Origin of the sequence: Amycolatopsis orientalis DSM 40040 = KCTC 9412, from assembly GCF_000478275.1 — a bacterium.
In the GTDB taxonomy this organism is placed as follows: Bacteria; Actinomycetota; Actinomycetes; order Mycobacteriales; family Pseudonocardiaceae; genus Amycolatopsis; species Amycolatopsis orientalis.
The window spans coordinates 322461-340050 of sequence record NZ_ASJB01000080.1 but is presented as its reverse complement, the minus strand read 5'-3'; the positions used below and the strand labels follow the sequence as shown (position 1 = coordinate 340050).

16 protein-coding genes are annotated in these 17590 nt (G+C 69.3%); 4 read left to right on the top strand and 12 right to left on the bottom strand.

Translation table 11 applies throughout. The features are described 5' to 3' along the window. The first annotated feature begins 18 nt into the window (after positions 1-18). Both L324_RS29390 and glpK read left to right on the top strand, forming a co-directional pair. A complete protein-coding gene (locus L324_RS29390; protein WP_173426413.1) occupies positions 19-774 on the top strand; it encodes an MIP/aquaporin family protein in 756 nt (251 codons plus the stop codon). Positions 775-787: 13 nt separating this feature from the next. Continuing rightward, positions 788-2302, top strand: coding sequence for a glycerol kinase GlpK (gene glpK, locus L324_RS29385; protein WP_037315944.1), 1515 nt, complete (start codon positions 788-790; stop codon positions 2300-2302). A gap of 73 nt (positions 2303-2375) precedes the next feature. Here the strand turns inward: glpK and L324_RS42890 are convergent, their stop codons facing one another. From L324_RS42890 to L324_RS29355, 6 genes are all read right to left on the bottom strand, one after another. Continuing rightward, a complete protein-coding gene (locus L324_RS42890; protein WP_161780891.1) occupies positions 2376-2999 on the bottom strand; it encodes a hypothetical protein in 624 nt (207 codons plus the stop codon). Between the two features lie 118 nt (positions 3000-3117). Continuing rightward, positions 3118-3666 (bottom strand): hypothetical protein, encoded by a 549-nt coding sequence (locus L324_RS29375; RefSeq protein WP_037316597.1) that lies wholly within the window; start codon positions 3664-3666, stop codon positions 3118-3120. A gap of 5 nt (positions 3667-3671) precedes the next feature. Continuing rightward, positions 3672-4340, bottom strand: a complete 669-nt coding sequence (locus L324_RS29370; protein WP_037315938.1) for a class F sortase — start codon at positions 4338-4340, stop codon at positions 3672-3674. Positions 4341-4489: 149 nt separating this feature from the next. Next, positions 4490-5101, bottom strand: a complete 612-nt coding sequence (locus L324_RS29365; RefSeq protein ID WP_037315935.1) for a hypothetical protein — start codon at positions 5099-5101, stop codon at positions 4490-4492. A gap of 231 nt (positions 5102-5332) precedes the next feature. Then, positions 5333-5782, bottom strand: coding sequence for a hypothetical protein (locus L324_RS29360; RefSeq protein ID WP_081736507.1), 450 nt, complete (start codon positions 5780-5782; stop codon positions 5333-5335). Between the two features lie 105 nt (positions 5783-5887). Further along, positions 5888-7291, bottom strand: coding sequence for an NAD(P)H-quinone dehydrogenase (locus L324_RS29355; RefSeq protein WP_037315929.1), 1404 nt, complete (start codon positions 7289-7291; stop codon positions 5888-5890). A 127-nt stretch (positions 7292-7418) separates the two neighbouring features. Here L324_RS29355 and L324_RS29350 point away from each other — a divergent pair, with 127 nt between their 5' ends. Beyond that, a complete protein-coding gene (locus L324_RS29350; protein WP_201769691.1) occupies positions 7419-7871 on the top strand; it encodes a gamma-glutamylcyclotransferase in 453 nt (150 codons plus the stop codon). A 170-nt stretch (positions 7872-8041) separates the two neighbouring features. On the opposite strand, the gene L324_RS29345 is transcribed toward L324_RS29350, so the two are convergent. From L324_RS29345 to L324_RS29325, 5 genes are all read right to left on the bottom strand, one after another. After that, a complete protein-coding gene (locus L324_RS29345) occupies positions 8042-9340 on the bottom strand; it encodes an amidohydrolase (RefSeq protein ID WP_081736506.1) in 1299 nt (432 codons plus the stop codon). 239 nt (positions 9341-9579) lie between these two features. Beyond that, positions 9580-9888 (bottom strand): hypothetical protein, encoded by a 309-nt coding sequence (locus L324_RS29340; RefSeq protein ID WP_037315922.1) that lies wholly within the window; start codon positions 9886-9888, stop codon positions 9580-9582. Positions 9889-9945: 57 nt separating this feature from the next. Beyond that, the gene (meaB, locus tag L324_RS29335; protein ID WP_037315919.1) at positions 9946-10944 is read right to left on the bottom strand and encodes a methylmalonyl Co-A mutase-associated GTPase MeaB; all 999 of its coding nucleotides are present in this window, start codon (positions 10942-10944) and stop codon (positions 9946-9948) included. A 3-nt stretch (positions 10945-10947) separates the two neighbouring features. Further along, positions 10948-13116 (bottom strand): methylmalonyl-CoA mutase, encoded by a 2169-nt coding sequence (gene scpA / locus L324_RS29330; RefSeq protein WP_037315916.1) that lies wholly within the window; start codon positions 13114-13116, stop codon positions 10948-10950. Continuing rightward, on the bottom strand, positions 13116-14987 hold the full coding sequence (locus L324_RS29325) for a methylmalonyl-CoA mutase family protein (RefSeq protein WP_152547036.1): 1872 nt from the start codon (positions 14985-14987) through the stop codon (positions 13116-13118). Before L324_RS29325 ends, scpA begins: the two co-directional genes overlap by 1 nt. A 128-nt stretch (positions 14988-15115) precedes the next feature. Here L324_RS29325 and L324_RS29320 point away from each other — a divergent pair, with 128 nt between their 5' ends. Further along, positions 15116-16903, top strand: coding sequence for a protein kinase domain-containing protein (locus L324_RS29320; RefSeq protein WP_037315913.1), 1788 nt, complete (start codon positions 15116-15118; stop codon positions 16901-16903). On the opposite strand, the gene L324_RS29315 is transcribed toward L324_RS29320, so the two are convergent. Then, the gene (locus tag L324_RS29315; RefSeq protein ID WP_037315910.1) at positions 16883-17524 is read right to left on the bottom strand and encodes a MerR family transcriptional regulator; all 642 of its coding nucleotides are present in this window, start codon (positions 17522-17524) and stop codon (positions 16883-16885) included. The genes L324_RS29320 and L324_RS29315 overlap by 21 nt on opposite strands. Positions 17525-17590: the final 66 nt, after the last annotated feature.

Below are 17590 nucleotides of genomic sequence, written 5' to 3'. Positions count from 1 at the left end.
CAATGTGGAGGTCGAACGGTGAGTGTGGGAGCCATATTCGTCTGGGAACTGCTGGGAACGGCGGTCCTGATCCTGCTGGGTAACGGCGTGGTCGCCAACCACGTGTTGCGGAAGAACAACGGCCACAACGGCGGCGTCGTGATGATCACCCTCGGGTGGGCGTTCGCGGTGTTCGCCGGCGCCAGCATCGCCGCGCCGAGCGGCGCGCACCTCAACCCCGCGGTAACACTGGGGCTCGCCATCGCGGACAAGACGAAATGGGCGGACGTCCCGATCTACTTCGCCGGGCAGATGGTCGGCGCGATCCTCGGCGCCGTGCTCTGCTGGGCCGCCTACAAACTGCAGTTCGACGACCACCCGCAGCGCGACGAGACGCTCGGCATCTTCTCGACCGCCCCGCAGATCCCGAACAAGGCCTGGAACCTCGTCACCGAGATCATCGGCACCTTCGTCCTGGTCGCGTGGATCCTGCTCAGCCCGGTCTACGCCAACGCCACCGGCGAAGGCGGAACGCCGACCTTCGGCAACTCCGCGCTCGGCTACGCGGGTGTAGCGTTCGTCGTGCTGGTCATCGGCCAGTCCCTCGGTGGCCCGACCGGTTACGCCATCAACCCGGCCCGAGACCTCGGCCCCCGTATCGCGTACGCGTTCCTGCTGCCCATCAAGAACAAGGCCAACCCGAACTGGGGTTACTCCTGGATCCCGGTCGCCGGCCCCTTGGTCGGCGGTGCCCTGGCCGCCCTGCTGTTCCTCGCCGTCCACAACCTGACCTGAGACTGGAGCTTCGATGACTTCGTACGTAGCCGCGATCGACCAGGGCACCACGTCGACCCGCTGCATGATCTTCGACCACTCCGGGCGAGTGGTCGCCGTCGACCAGCGGGAGCACGAGCAGATCTTCCCGAAGGCGGGCTGGGTCGAGCACAACGCCGAAGAGATCTGGGAGAACACCCGCGCGGTCGCGGCGGGCGCGCTCGCCAAGGGGGACCTGGTCGCCGGCGACATCGTCGCGGTCGGTATCACCAACCAGCGCGAGACGACCCTGGTCTGGGACCGCACCACCGGCAAGCCGGTGTACAACGCGATCGTGTGGCAGGACACCCGCACCGACAAGATCGTCAACGACCTGGGCGCGCTCGGCGGCGGGCAGGAGCGTTACCGCGAGAAGGTGGGCCTGCCGCTGGCGACCTACTTCTCCGGACCGAAGATCAAGTGGATCCTCGACAACGTTGACGGCGCCCGTGAGAAGGCCGAAGCGGGCGACCTGGTCTTCGGCAACATGGACACCTGGGTGTTGTGGAACATGACCGGCGGGGTCGACGGCGGTGTGCACGTCACCGATCCGACGAACGCGTCGCGGACCATGTTGATGGACCTCGACACCCTGACCTGGGACGCCGGGATCGCCGAAGAGATGACGATCCCGCTGTCGATGCTCCCGGAGATCCGGTCGTCCTCGGAGACCTACGGCAAGGTCCGCGAGAAGGGCGCGCTGGCCGGTGTCCCGATCGCGGGCATCCTCGGCGACCAGCAGGCCGCGACGTTCGGGCAGGCCTGCCTTTCGCCGGGTGAAGCGAAGAACACCTACGGCACCGGCAACTTCATGCTGCTCAACACCGGTACCGAGAAGGTCATGTCGAACAACGGGCTGCTCACCACGGTCTGTTACAAGATCGGCTCGAACGACACGGTGTACGCGCTCGAAGGGTCGATCGCGGTCACCGGTTCCCTCGTGCAGTGGCTGCGGGACAACCTCGGCCTGATCGGCTCCGCGGCCGAGGTCGAGGAGCACGCCCGGACCGTCGAGGACAACGGTGGCGCGTACTTCGTCCCGGCGTTCTCGGGCCTCTTCGCGCCGTACTGGCGCTCCGACGCACGCGGCGCGATCGTCGGGTTGACCCGGTACGTCAACAAGGGCCACATCTCGCGGGCGGTCCTGGAAGCGACGGCCTTCCAGTCGCGCGAGGTCATCGACGCGATGAACGCCGATTCCGGCGTCCCGCTGAAGTCGCTGAAGGTCGACGGCGGCATGGTCGTCAACGAGCTGCTCATGCAGTTCCAGGCCGACATCCTCGGCGTGCCCGTGATCCGCCCGGTGGTCAACGAGACCACCGCGCTCGGCGCGGCCTACGCGGCCGGTCTCGCTGTCGGCTTCTGGAAGAGCGAAGACGACATCCGCAACAACTGGGCGCAGGACAAGCAGTGGGACCCGTCGATGGACGAGGCCCGCCGCGAAGCCGAGTACCGCAACTGGAAGAAGGCCGTCACCAAGACCTTCGACTGGGTCGAGGATGAGGACTGACGACTGATTCGCGCGTGAATGCCTCCTTCCCCCGGCTGAGCCGAGGGAAGGAGGCCTTCACGCGCTGGGGGCGCTAGCCGAGAGCGCCACCGCCGGTCTGCGGCGCACCAGCGGGCTTGACCTTCACCTGTGGCGTCCTGCCCGGTGACAGCGGTGTTCCGCACGGCTTCGTCAGCGCCGCCGGGACGACGGCGCGGGAGCTGGACGGTGCGGGACTCGACGACGGCGCGCCGCTGCTCGGCGGCACACTGGAACTCGACGGCGGCTTGCTGCTCGACGGTGGTGCGCTCGAAGGCGGCGTGCTCGAAGGCGGCGTCGTGGGCGGCAGGCAGACGATCTCGAACTCGACGGTCGCCGTCCCGCTCGCGGCAGGGAGGTTCGGCCCGCCGTCACAGTGGAAGCTCGCCTTGAACTTGCCGGTCTTCCCGGCGGCCTTACCGTGCCCGATGTACGGCGCCTGGTTGCCCGAACCGGGCTGGACTTCGAGCGTGACCGGACCGGCCAGGCCGTCCGACGTCACCGCGGTGCGCGTGCCGTAGCAACTGGCGGTGAATTCCAGCGCCTGCCCCGGAGCGACCTTCGCCGGGCTGACCCACAGTTTCGGTGGCGGCGCCGTCGCCGCCGCCTGAGGCGCGAGAAGCACTCCCGCCGTCATCGCGAGCAAACCCGCACCCGCGACGATTCCCTTGATTCCCATGTTCTTTCTCCCTCAGTGCGTGCCCTCGCACAAAGAACACTCCCGGAAACGGGAATCGGTTGCCTTCACCGGCGAAAAACTCGTGAGTGGTAATGACGGTTAGAACCGTCATTACCACTCACGAGAAAGGACCCCCACCCGTCTGCGGCGCCCCCACCGGAATCTTCGAAACCTGACGTCCCGAACCCACCCTGGCCGAAGGGCCTGAATGACCCGTCGGCACGGGTTTGACCGTCGATACCGTCGGTTTCGGCGGCTTGGACGACGGAGTCGGTATCGCCGTCACTTCGAGATTGATCGTCACCGGCTTCGTCTTGCAGGTCGCCGTGACCGCGTAGAACCCGGGGCGCGCCTTGCCGTCGATATGCGCGACGGCACCGAGGATCACCGGATCCTCCGAGGTGACTTCGAACTTCCCGATGTGGTCCAGCACCATCGACTTCACCTCGCCGAGGTCGTCGACAGGGCAGCCGACGGAGACCAGGATGTCCTCACCGGCCTTCGCCTTCGCCGGTGAAACCGCGATGAACGGATACTGCATCGGCGGCGGCGTGAACGACGTGGTCGGCGAGGTGGAGACGTCTTGCGCGGACGCGACGGCCGGGGCGGCCAGTGCCGCCCCGCACGCCACCACCACCACCACCAAGGCGGACCGGTACTTGATCATGGAACTCACCTCGCGATCAGCCGGGCGAAGACGATGATGTTGTCGAGATAGTTGTGCGACGCCTTGTCGAAGACCCCGCCGCAGGTGATGAGCCGCAGTTCCGGCGCGGTGGTGTCGCCGTAGACGGCGTCGGTGGGGAACTTGTCCTTCGCCACCCGCTCGACCTTCGTGACCGCGAACTCGGCCGTCGTGCCGTCCTTGCGGGCGATCGAGACCTTGTCGCCGGGCACCAATTCCTTCAGCCGGAAGAAGATGCCCTTCTGCTTGTTCCCGTCCACGTGCCCGAGGATCACCGAAGGCCCGACCTCCCCCGGGGTCGGCCCGTGCTCGTACCAGCCCGCCTGCATCGGCTGGGTCACCGGCGGCACCTCGACGGTGTTGTCCGCGTTGAGGCCGAGCGGGACCAGGCTGGACTTCGCCTCGATCTTCGGCACGTCGATCGAGACCGGATCGGCCTTCGGCATGCCCTCGACGGCGGCCCCGCCGTCGGTGGGCGCGCCGGACTCGACCGGCGCGGCCGACGACGTCTCCGCTTGGCTCGCGGCCACCTGCGGCGCGGCCTGACCGGTCTCCCCCGGACCGGACAGGACGAACGCCAGTGTCGCCAGTACGGCCAGCAGGACGACCGCGAGCACCAGCGGTGCCCGGCGTCCTCGCCACCATGTCGACTTCATGCTCACCCCTGTAGTGAAACTTCGGTGGCGGGCCGACCGAGCCGGTCCCGGCCCCAGACCGGAACCGGCTCGTCGTTCACCCCCACGCCTGCCAGACGCCACGCACGACGCGGCGGTTGCCCATTCAGGTCACGAAATGATCGCGATCGCTACGCGCGCACCGCACGACGACGGTACGCCGCGAACCCGACACCGCCCGCGACCAGCGCGAGACCGCCCCCGACGGCGGCGAGGACGCCGATGTGGTCGGCGGGCCCCTCGGTGCCACCGGTCTGCGGAGCACCGGCCGGCACCTTCGCGACCTGGTTCTTCTTGCCGACCACCTCGAAGGTGACCGTCGACTTCTGGCCCCAGCAGGTCAGCGTCACCGGGTACTTGCCCGGCTTGATGTCCCTGACCGTCGCCGACCATTTCGCGGAATCGACGGAGTTCGCGGAGTCGACGGTGAGAGCCGCCGAAGTGACCTTCGGGCCGAACTCGTTGCCGCGGGTGGCGCACTGGAAGTCCAGCTTCACCCTGTCCCCGGGCTTGCCCTTGGCGGGCGAGACGGTCAGGTTCTCGAGGATCCCGACCGGCGACGCGTGCGGGCCGGGGCCGTCGGGGTCCTCGGTCGGGGACGCCGACGGCGAGGGAGACGGAGAAGGCGAAGCCGACGAAGAAGGCGACGGGACATTCGTCGGAGAAGCCGCGAGAGCGGCACCCGGCGCGAGAAGAAGGAATCCGGCGACGGTACCGGCGGTGAGCATGATGGTGCGCTTCATTGAATTACCCCTGAAAGCTGACTGTGAATGGAAATCGGAAAAGAACGATCCCGCGCCCCTGTTTCCCCCAGTGGCGGTTTTCTGTTTTCCGACACCCTCATGACGTCTCCACGGGGGCCCGGGTTGCCCGGTTTCATCACGAAAAGGTCGCGAAATCACCGGCGCACTCGGACTCGGCCACGAAAAACCGCCCCCGGGCCGAAGTCCGAGGGCGGTTTCGAGGAAAAGGAATCAGGAAGCCATGCTGCCGTCACCCGCGCGAGCACCGCCGGAAGGGACCGCGCTCACCTGCCGGGCGGGAACGGAAAACGTTGCCGTATAAGACTTCCCGTTGCAGTTGACGGTCAGCGGGTAGCTGCCCGGCGCGGTGCCCTTCTTGAGTTCGACCTCGGCGCTGACGTTCGCCGGGACGCCGATGAGCGGGCCGTAGTCGTACTTCCCGACGGTCAGGACCGGCGAAGAGAACGTCGTCGACTTCGGCGCCTTCAGCCCTTCGCCGGGGCACTGCGCCAACGCCACATTGGACTCGCCGTGGACGTACTTGTTGACGAGTCCGAGGTCGTAGGCCGTGTCGTCGTTGAGCTGCACCGTGACACCGGAAGCGGGCTGGGGATCGGGCTGAGGCTGCTGGGCGAGGCCGGTCGCCGGACCCGCCAGCACCGCCGCGCCGATCGCCACCACTCCGAAAAGAACCCTGCGGACCACGAAAAACCCCTAGCTGTCAACGAAACACCTGACACGCGCTAGACGCGGGCACCCCCGCGGGGGTTGCTTCGCCGGTGAAGATCAGTCCAAGTCGTCGTGCCGCATGAGCTGGCGGCCCGCCTCGGTGATCGACCCCGAGAGCGACGGGTACACCGAAAATGTCAGTGCCAGATGTTCCACTGTGAGCTGGTTCTGGACGGCGAGCGCGATGGGAAGGATGAGTTCGCTCGCCGTCGGCGCCACGACCACCCCACCGACGACGACGCCGGTGGCGGGGCGGCAGAACAGCTTCACGAAACCGCGTCGCAGACCTTCCATCTTCGCGCGGGCGTTCGTCGCGAGCGGGAGCATGATGGTGCGGGCGGGCACCTCACCCGAGTCGATCGCCTGCTGGCTGATGCCTACGGTCGCGATCTCGGGGTGGGTGAACACGTTGGCGGCGACGGTCTTGAGCTTGATCGGCGCGACACCCTCACCGAGCGCGTGCCACATCGCGATGCGGCCCTGCATGCTGGCCACCGAGGCGAGCATCAGCACCCCGGTGCAGTCGCCGGCGGCGTAGATGCCGGGCGCGCTGGTGCGGGAAACCCGGTCGACGCCGATGAAGCCACCGGGGCCGGGCTCGATGCCGACCTTCTCCAGGCCGATGTCGGTGGTGTTGGGCACCGACCCGACGGTCATCAGCGCGTGGCTGGCCTCGATCACGCGGCCGTCGGCGAGGTGGATCTCGACGCCCTTTTCGGTGCGCTCGACCTTGTCGGCGCGGGCCTGCTTGGCGACGGTGGTGCCGCGCTGCGTGAAGACCTCTTCGAGCACGGCCGCGGCGTCGGCGTCCTCGTGCGGGAGCACCCGGTCGCGGCTGGACACGACGGTGACCTTGACGCCCATCTCGGTGTAGGCCGAGGCGAACTCGGCACCGGTGACGCCCGAGCCGATGACGGCCAGGTGCTCGGGCAGCTCGCGCAGGTCGTAGAGCTGACGCCAGTCGAGGATGCGCTCACCGTCCGGCACCGCGCCGGGCAGCACGCGCGGGGTGGCGCCGGTCGAGATGAGGACGACGTCCGCGTCGAGCACCTCGACGGAGCCGTCGGCGGCGGTGACGGCGACCTTGTGGGTGGCGAGGCCGGGCTCTTCGTCGTCGAACCGGCCCTGGCCGATGACGACGCGGACACCCTCACGCTGCACCCGGGCGCGGATGTCGGCGGACTGCGCGAGCGCGAGTCCCTTCACCCGGCCGTGGACGGTCGGCAGGTCGACGCTGGTGTCCGCCATGTCGGTGTTGATGCCGAGTTCGCGGAGGTCGTGCATGTTCGCGAGGGCGCCGGAGGAGGCGATGAACGTCTTCGACGGGACACAGTCGTAGAGCACGCACGCGCCGCCGAGACCGTCGCGTTCGACGATGGTGACGTCGGCTCCGTGCTGGGCCGCGACCAGTGCCGCTTCGTAACCGGCGGGGCCTCCGCCCATGATCACGATCTTGGTCACTGGTCTCCTCCTCGCACTGGTGTCTGTGACTGCGTTTACCGTACGCGGGCGACCGCTGGGCGGATTGAGTGGCCGGACACGGCATGTGCGTCCAGCCGGGTGACCGCCGGGTCGCTAGGCTGTGGTCGTGCCGTTGTATGCCGCGTATGGATCCAATATGGAGCCCGCCCAGATGCTGGAGCGCGCTCCTCACTCGCCCATGGCCGGCACCGGCTGGCTGGAGGGCTGGAGGCTGACCTTCGGCGGCGAGGACATCGGCTGGGAAGGCGCGCTGGCGACCATCGTCGAAGACCCGGGCAGCCGGGTCTTCGTGGTGCTGTACGACGTCACGCCGCTGGACGAGGACGGCCTCGACCGCTGGGAAGGCGGCGAGCTCGGCGTCCACACCAAGATCCGGCTGCGCGTGCAGACCATGGACGGTTCCGTCCTGCCCTGGCTGTACGTCCTGGACGCCTATGAGGGCGGCCTCCCGTCGGCGCGCTACCTCGGCGTTCTCGCCGACGCCGCCGAAGCCGCGGGCGCCCCCGCCGACTACGTCGAGGCGCTCCGCACGCGCCCGTGCCGAGGGATCAGCGGCTGATCCACGCCCTGTGGATACCTGGGCCTCCACGGCCCCTCACTTGAGTCACCCGACCTGATGAAAAACCGGGCTTTTGCCTGCTCCCGCCCCGAAATCCGCACGTAGCACAGGCCCCCGGACGGATCTTCCGGGGGCCTGTGGACAACTCTGTGAACTGTGGATAACTCGGTTCAGGCCAGGGTGGCCAGTGCGGTGTGGACCAGCGTGCGGACACCGCACATGAGTGCACGCTCGTCCAGGGTGAAGGTGGGGCGGTGGATGTCGGCCATCGGACCTTCGCCGGACCACACGCCGAGACGCGCGAAGGCGCCCTGGACGTGCTCCAGGTACCAGCCGAAGTCCTCGCCACCGGACGACTGCTCGGTCCCGGCCACGGCGGACTCACCCAGCGCGGCTTCGACCCCGGCCCGCATCAGCGCGGTCGATTCCGGGTCGGAGACGACCGGCGGGACACCGCGGCGGTAGTCGAGGGAGAACCCGACGCCGGTCGGCGCGAGCAGCGACTCCACCGAAGCCGCGACGAGCGGCTCCAGCATCGTCCACACCTCGTGGTCCGCCGTCCGGAGCGTGCCGCGCAGCACCCCGTCCTGCGGGACGGCGTTGGCGGCCTGCCCCGCGTGCACCGCGCCCCAGACCAGCACGGTCCCGGAGCGCGGGTCGACGCGCCGCGACAGCACCGCGGGCAGCGACGTGATCACCGTGCCGAGCGCGTGCACCAGATCGGCGGTCAGGTGCGGCCGCGAGGTGTGACCGCCCGGCGAGGTGAGCCGCAGTTCGATGAGGTCCGCGGCGGACGTCAGCGCGCCTTCGCGCAAGCCGACCTTGCCGACCTCCAGCCGCGGGTCGCAGTGCAGCCCGTAGATCCGCTCGACGCCCTCCATCGCGCCGGCGGCGATCATGTCCAGCGCGCCGCCGGGCATGACCTCCTCGGCGGGCTGGAAGATCAGCCGCACCCGGCCCGGCAGTTCCGGCGCGCCCGCCAGTGCCCGCGCCGCGCCCAGCAGGATCGCGGTGTGCGCGTCGTGCCCGCACATATGCGCGGCGCCGTCGGTCTGGGAGGCGTACGGGAGTCCGGTGGCCTCGGTCAGCGGCAGCGCGTCCATGTCGGCGCGCAGCGCCACACACCGGTCACCGCTGCCGATGTCGCAGACGACACCGGTGCCCACCGGCAGCACCCACGGCTTGAGGCCGACCGAGCGGAGCAGGGACATGACCATTTCGGTCGTGGCGAACTCGTGGCGGGAGAGCTCCGGGTGCGCGTGGATGTGCCGGCGCCACGCGAGGACGTCGGTGGCGTTCGCGCGGAGCCAGTCGTCGAGCCAGAAGGGGCCGCGCCCGGCACCCAGATCATGCACAGGTGCCATGCTGACGCCGGCCTCGGAGATCAGCGCGGTGGGCGCCTCTATAGGGGCAACGACGCGACCCTCGGGGTCGCCTGGAATGTCCGGACGTGAATCGAGCACCGTCACGCCGCACCTCCTCCCGCAACACAGTTGCCTCCGCCTACCACCGTACGAGTGGTCACTGAAGACACGCTGGGTGCCGTTCGATCTGTGATACGCATTTGCGATAGATCGTGCACCATGCAGATGACAAGCCGCTCGTCGAGTGATCGAGCCCGAGACGGCCGGTAGCGGATCTGCGTTGAACGGCTACGAAGAGTTCGGTCCGGGCTAAGCGGAGAGCCCTACTACTTACCGGTAGCGGTTCAGGACTTCTTCTTCTTGGAACGGGAGCGTCGGCCGAGGATCACGAGCCCGAGGAGCACCGCGGCGGCGATGCCGGCGATGACCTTGTTCTTGGTCTCCTGGCTGTTGGCCTTGTCCGTCTCGGCGGGGTCGAGCACCGGTCCCGGCTGTGCCTGCGACGGCACCTCGTGCACCGCTGCCGCCTGCGTGATCACCGACGACGCGGCGGGGAGCGCCGTGACCGGCGCGGCCTGCGCGACCGGGGCGCAGACGACCAGCCCGGCGGCGATCAGCCCGGCCAGCTGTCCGAGGCGAGACCTTTTCGGCATGACTCCCTTTCGTCGACAGAGCGCGAATCCGATTCTGCACTCTGCCGCGTTCCCGCGTCAGCCGCCACGCGGAGGACCGGAGAACGCCTCCAGAATCCGTTGCGCGGCCAAGGTGGGGGTCAGTTCACCGTCCCGGACCGCCCGTTCGACGTCCGGAACGACCGCTCGCACGTCCGGATGCGCGGCGAGCCTTCCGAGAAGCTGTTCCCGGACCATCGCCCAGGTCCACTCCACCTGTTGCCGCCGTCGCCGTTCTTCGAGTTCGCCGGACGCGGTCAAAACGTCACGGTGACGGCCGATCTCGGCCCACACCTCGTCCAGCCCGACATCGGTGAGCGCACTGCACGTCAGCACCGGCGGGGTCCATTCGGCGTCGCGCCCGTAGATCATCCGCAGGGCCCCGGCGAGTTCGCGGGCCGCGCGTTTCGCGTCGCGTTCGTGGTCGCCGTCGGCCTTGTTGACGGCGATGACGTCGGCCAGTTCGAGGACGCCCTTCTTGATCCCCTGCAGCTGGTCGCCGGTCCGCGCCAGGGTCAGGAACAGGAAGCAGTCGACCATGTTCGCCACGGTCACCTCGGACTGCCCGACGCCGACCGTCTCGACCAGCACGATGTCGTATCCGGCCGCTTCCATCAGGACGATCGTTTCGCGGGTCGCCCGCGCGACACCGCCGAGAGTCCCCGAAGTCGGCGAAGGGCGGATGAACGCCTTCGGGTCCACCGCGAGCCGTGCCATCCGGGTCTTGTCGCCCAGGATCGAGCCGCCGGTCCGGGTCGACGACGGGTCGACGGCCAGGACGGCGACCTTGTGCCCGGCTTCGGTGAGATCCGTGCCGAGCTGGTCGATGAAAGTCGACTTGCCGACACCGGGCACGCCGGTGATGCCGACCCGCCGCGCGCCGCCCGCGTGCGGGAGCAGCTCGACCAGCAGCTCCTGTGCCTGCGCCCGGTGGTCTTCGCGGTTCGACTCGACGAGCGTGATCGCCCGCGAGAGCAGGCCGCGGTCACCCGCGAGGACACCCTTGGCCAGCGCCCCGACGTCGATCTTGCGCGGCAAGGCTCACGACTCCTGGGCGGTCAGCTGTCCGATGAGGTCGATCGCCGCCTCGGCGATGACCGTGCCGGGCCCGAAGATCGCCGCCGCGCCCGCCGCGCGCAGCTCCTCGTAGTCCTGCGGCGGAATGACGCCGCCGACCACGACGATGATGTCCTCGCGGCCCTGTTCGGCGAGTTCGGCGCGCAGCGCGGGCACCAGCGAAAGATGCCCGGCCGCCAGGGACGAAACGCCGATCACGTGCACGTCGGCCTCGATCGCCTGCCGCGCGACCTCGCCGGGGGTGGAGAACAGCGGGCCGACGTCGACGTCGAACCCGATGTCGGCGAAACCGGTCGCGATCACCTTCTGGCCGCGGTCATGGCCGTCCTGGCCCATCTTCGCGACCAGGATCCGGGGGCGGCGGCCCTCTTCCTGGGCGAAACTCTCGACCAGTTCACGGGCCCTCTCGACGTTCTCGGCCTTGCCGACCTCCTCGCGGTACACACCGGAGATGGTACGAATCTGGCCGGAGTGGCGCCCCCAGATCTTCTCCAGCGCGTCGGAGATCTCCCCGACCGTGGCCTTCGCCCTGGCGGCGTCGATGGCCAGCGCGAGCAGGTTGCCGTCGGCCTGGGCACCGGCCGTGAGCCGTCGCAGCGCGTCCTGCGTCGCGTCCTCGTCCCGCTCTTCGCGCAGCCGCCGCAGTTTCTCCAGCTGCTGCGCGCGCACGCCGGCGTTGTCGACCTTGAGCACGTCGATCTGCTCGTCGTCGGTGACCTGGTACTTGTTGACGCCGATCACGGGCTGCCGGCCGGAGTCGATCCGCGCCTGGGTCCGCGCGGCGGCCTCCTCGATGCGCAGCTTCGGGATACCGGCGTCGATCGCCTTCGCCATGCCGCCCGCCTGCTCGACCTCGGTGATGTGGCCCCATGCCTTGCGCGCGAGGTCGTAGGTCAGCTTCTCGACGAACGCGCTGCCGCCCCACGGGTCGATCACGCGTGTGGTGCCGGATTCCTGCTGCAGCAGCAACTGCGTGTTGCGCGCGATGCGGGCGGAGAAGTCCGTCGGCAGCGCGAGGGCCTCGTCGAGGGCGTTGGTGTGCAACGACTGCGTGTGTCCCTGGGTCGCCGCCATCGCCTCGACACAGGTGCGGACGACGTTGTTGTAGACGTCCTGCGCGGTCAGCGACCAGCCCGAGGTCTGCGAATGCGTCCGCAGCGACAAGGACTTCGACGACTTGGGCTCGAAGCCCTTCACCAGCTTCGCCCACAGCAGGCGCGCGGCACGGAGCTTCGCGACCTCCATGAAGAAGTTCATGCCGATCGCCCAGAAGAAGGACAGCCGCGGCGCGAACTTGTCGACGTCCAGCCCGGCCTCGACCCCGGCGCGGATGTACTCGACACCGTCCGCGAGCGTGTACGCCAGCTCCAGATCGGCCGTCGCCCCGGCCTCCTGCATGTGGTAGCCGGAGATGGAGATCGAGTTGTACTTCGGCATGTTCCGCGAGGTGAACGAGAAGATGTCCGAAATGATCCGCATCGACGGCTGCGGCGGGTAGATGTAGGTGTTGCGGACCATGAACTCCTTGAGGATGTCGTTCTGGATGGTCCCGGCCAGTTTGTCCGGCGTGACACCCTGCTCCTCGGCCGCGACGACGTAGAGCGCGAGCACCGGCAGGACGGCGCCGTTCATGGTCATCGAGACGCTCATCTTGTCGAGCGGGATGCCGTCGAAGAGCTGGCGCATGTCGTAGATCGAGTCGATCGCGACGCCGGCCATGCCGACGTCACCGGCGACGCGCGGGTGGTCCGAGTCGTAGCCGCGGTGCGTCGCGAGGTCGAAGGCGACCGAGAGGCCCTTCTGCCCGGCGGCGAGGTTGCGGCGGTAGAAGGCGTTCGATTCCTCGGCGGTGGAGAAACCCGCGTACTGGCGGATGGTCCACGGCTGGTTGACGTACATCGTCGGATACGGGCCGCGCAGGTACGGCGCGATACCCGGATACGTCCCGAGGAAGTCCACTCCGGACAGATCGTCGGCGGTGTAGACCGGTTTGACGCCGATGCCCTCCGGCGTCTCCCACGCGAGCGCGTCGGGGCCCTTGCCGGTGGCGGCGTGCAGCGCCTCCGTCCACTGAGGACGGTCCGCCGGGTCGGGCGATCCCAGCTCGATTCCGGAGAAGTTCGGGATGGTCATCACTGCACTCCGAGCTCGTTCAGCGTGCCGGTCAGGATTTCCAAGGCGTCGCAGCCCGTGTAGAGGTAGCCCGTGACGTCCGGGTGGTCGCCGGGCTTCCCGGCGAGAAGCACCGACGTGGCGCCCGCTTCCTTCAACGCCTTCGCGACGCTGTCGGCTTCTTCGGCGTAGGAGGTGTTGCTTCCGCAGAGGCAGGCGACCTTCGTTCCGCTGGCGCGGAATTCCGCGACGACGTCCTCGGGCGCACCGGGGTTGACGGCTTCGATCCCGCCGGCCTGGAAGAGGTTCGCCGCGAAACTCGCCCGCGCGGTGTGCGCCGCGACCGGGCCGAGGGTGGCGAGGAAGACCCGGGGACGGCTGGGATGCGCGTCCGCGCGGTCCCGCAGGGCTTCGAAGGCCTCCGCGTACCGATGCCGGGGCAGGCCGCCGTCCGGGAGGTCTTCGACCGGGTCACGAACGACCGCTTTCTCCGTCAGGTTGGGGAATTCGCTCACGCCGGTGATCGGATCGCGCCGGGTCGCGAGCCGTTTCGACCGCTTCTCCCAGGTCTCCGCGAGCCGTCCCGCGAGCGCGCCCGAGGCCAGTTCGGCCTCGATCCCGCCCGCCGCTTCGATGGCGGTGAACTCGCGCCAGGCGGCCTTGGCCAGCTCGTCGGTGAGGTTCTCGACGTACCAGGAGCCACCGGCCGGGTCGATGACCCCGGCGAGTTTGGACTCCTCCAGCAGGACGGCGTGCGTGTTGCGCGCGATCCGCGCGGAGAACGCGTCCGGCTGGCCGATCGCGGCGTCGAACGGGAGCACGGTGATCGCGTCCGCGCCGCCGACCCCGGCGCCGAAACAGGCGACCGTCGTGCGCAGCATGTTCACCCACGGGTCGCGCTGGGTCAGCATCGCGGGCGAGGTGACCGCGTGCTGCCGCATACCGGAACCCCGGCCGCCGGAGACCTCGGTGACCCGGGCCCACAGGCGCCGCGCGGCGCGGAACTTGGCGATCGTGAGGAACTGGTCGGCCGTGGCGGCGAGCCGGAACTCGAGTTGCCCGGCCGCGGTGTCGACGTCCAGGCCCGCTTCGGTCAGCGCCCGCAGATACGCGACTCCCGCGGCGATGGTCGCGCCGAGTTCCTGCGCGTCCGAACCGCCCGCCTCGTGGAACGGCAGGCCGTCGGCGACGATCGTCCGCACCTTCGGGTGGCTCTTCGCGACCCGGGCCGCCAGCTGGGCGGCGGGGGCGAGCGGATGCGCCGAACCGGTGCGCGCGGTCAGGCCGATCGGGTCGGCACCGAGGGTCGCGGTGACCGCGCTCGCCGGGATCTCGCGTTCCGCGAACAGCTCGAACAACTCGGTGGCCGCGGCTTCGTATTCGTCGCCCGCGTCGAGGATGACGGGCGCGAGGTCGACGTAGACCTCGTTCAGCGCGTCGGCCAGGTCGGCGACGGGCACCCCGCCCGCACCCGCCCGCAGCCAGATCGAGCTGACGCCGCCTTCGAGGTCGGCGAGGATCGCGGTGTTGACGACCTTGGCGTCGCGGCGGGCGTAGCGGGCGCGGATGTCCCATCCCGTCGTCACCGCGCCTTCGGGACGGGCGCTTCTCACGAACGGCGGAAGACCCGGGAAGCCGGTTCCCTCGACCGTGTCTTCGGCCGTGTAGAGCGGCTGGATCTCCAAGCCGTCATAGGTTCGGGTGACCAGCTTGCTTTCGGGCAGCCCTTCGAAGGCCTCGTCGATCGCGCCGCTCTTGCGCAGCACCCCGGCGACGAGCTCCCGCCACTGCTCCCGGCTCGCTTCCGGGAACTCCGCCGCGAGGACCAGGTCGTCGGGCTCAGCGGGCTCAGCTGGGGTCGGCACTGACTCCGTTCCGGCCACTTCCGTCATAACCCACGATGCTAACGGCCCCTAACAGCCCCTACCTGTGACGCTAGTCGCGCCAAGGGGTGGCCGGTTCACTCCGCCAGGGCACGGCGCATAAGCCCGCCACGGGGGCATACGACACAATTGGGGCCGTGCCGTCCGACACCCCCGAGTCCAGCGAGAGCCCCGGCGAAGAGAAGCGTGTCGTCGCCGGGCGATATCGGTTGCGCTCGGTCATCGGATCAGGGTCGATGGGGACGGTCTGGTCGGCCTACGACGAGTTCCTGCACCGCCCGGTCGCGGTCAAGGAAGTGCGGCTCCCGCCCGGCGTCCCGACCTCGCAGGCCGACGAACTCCGCGAACGGACCCTGCGCGAAGCCCGCGCGATCGCCGTCCTGAGTCACCCGAACGTGATCATCCTGCACGACGTGGCGCGGGAGAACGACGAACCCTTCGTGGTCATGGAGCTGCTGCCGTCGCGCAGCCTCGCGCACATCCTGCGCGACCACGGGCCGCTGACGGTCGAGCAGGCGGCGGCGGTCGGCATCGCGGTGGCCTCCGCGCTCGAGGCCGCGCACGCCGCCGGGATCACCCACCGTGACGTGAAACCGGGGAACGTCCTGGTCGCCGGGGACGGCCGGATCAAGCTCACCGACTTCGGGATCGCCCGCAACGTCTCCGAAGCCACCATGACCCGCACCGGGATGATGCTGGGCTCACCCGCGTACATCGCGCCCGAAGTCGCCTCCGGCGGCGCCGTCGTGCCCGCCGCCGACCTGTGGGGCCTCGGCGCGACGCTGTTCGCCGCCGTCGAGGGCTCGCCCCCCTACGACGCCGACGGCGACCCGCTCGAAACCGTCGGCAAGGTCGTCAACGGGAAGGTGCCGAAGCCCGGCCCCGGTCCGCTGTCCGACGTCATCGGCGCGCTCATGAAGAAGGAGCCGTCGAAGCGGATCACCCTGCGCGAGGTGCGGCGCCGCCTGTACCCGTTGCAGGCCAAGACGTTGATCGACCTCTTCCCGGCCGAGCTGTTCCACACGCCCGACGGCAAGAAGACCACCGCGCATCTGGACGCGACCGACACCCAGGTGATCAAGACCGTCGCCCCCGAGAAGCCGTCGGAGGGCACGAGTTCCGAACTGGCCGCCGATCCCGGGCCACTGCCGTTCCTGCGCCCGCCCGAGCCGGCGACGGCTCCCCGCGCCCCGGAACCGCCTGCCGAACTCGCGCCGATGCCGACGGTCACGCCGACGGCGCCGCGGCCGCCGGGCCGGTCGACGGTGGCCACGGTGGTACTGGCGTTCGCGTCGATCGTCGTCTTCCTGCTGGCGGCGGCGGGCGGGTTCGTCCTGGCCAGGACCGTCGGCGGAGAGGACCTGCGGCCACCGGCCGCGCTGGAGGAGGGCGACACGATCGTTCCCCAGCAGCCACCGAAGCTGATCACGCAGCAGGGCGACGCCAGCATCGTGAACGGCGTCAAAGGCGGCCGGTTCAGCATCGGCGTGCCGGAGGGCTGGAAGAAGTTCGTCGCGCCGCACGTCACCAAGGGCCTGGCGAGCACGGTGGTCCAGTACGTCTCCCCCGACGGCCGCCAGGTCATCCGGGTCGAGCGGCTCGGCGGTTTCCTGTCCGACAGCCCGCCGCCCGCCTACTTCAGCTGGCTCAAGACCCAGCATCCGGAGATCTCGCCCATCGGCGGACCGGTAGCCGTGCCCGGCCGGGGCGACAACAGCATGCGGTACGTCTACCGGACGACCGAGCGCTCCGCCGCGACCAGGGACTCCTCGAACGAGAGCATCACGCGCACGACGTTCATGGACCTGTTCGGCGGGGGCACGGATCTGTGGATCCTGTCGGTGACCTCGCCGATCGAGCAGGAGACGTCCGCTAGGACGGCGATCTTCGAGCCGGTCGCGCAGTCACTCGTCGTCGACGGCTAGCCGGGCGAAGTACGCCTTCGAGGCCCGCTGCTGCGCCAGCCGCCGCAGCACCGAAAGCAGCCTGTCGCCGAGCACGGTCTCGACGACGGCGATCTCGATGATCCGCTCCAGCGACTCGACCCCGGCGATGCCTTCGAGGTCCAGGTCGGCGGTCCGGTCGGCGATCTCGGCGTAGTCGTCGAGTTTGTCGAGGTACCAGCCGTGCCCGACGTCCCGGATCGCGCACAGGACGCCGACCAGGGCCTGGATGATCGGATCGTCGTCGTCCTTGCAGGGCCAGCCCCGGCGCCCGGCGAGGTCGCGGATCGTGGCGAGCGCCCAGTCACGGCTTTCGTCGTCGACGGTCTGCCGGGACGCGGTGATGCCCTCCTGGGCGAGGCCGAGGATGCGGTGGGGACTCGCGTTCCCGGCGTCGACCGCGGAGAGCACCTCGCCGACCGTCGCGAGCGACAGGCCGCCGACGTCCATCAGCGCCCTGATCAGTTTGATCCGCTGAACGTGCCCGTCGTCGTACTTGGCCTGGTTGGGGCTCGTCCGTTCCCCCGGCGGGACCAGCCCTTCCCGCAGGTAGTACTTGATCGTGGCGACCGGGACTCCGGCCCTCTCGCTCAGTTCCGCCATCCGCACGCGTGGTCGCTCCGATCTCGGGGACGGTTCAGGGACAACCCTGAAGACTTCTCAGGATGG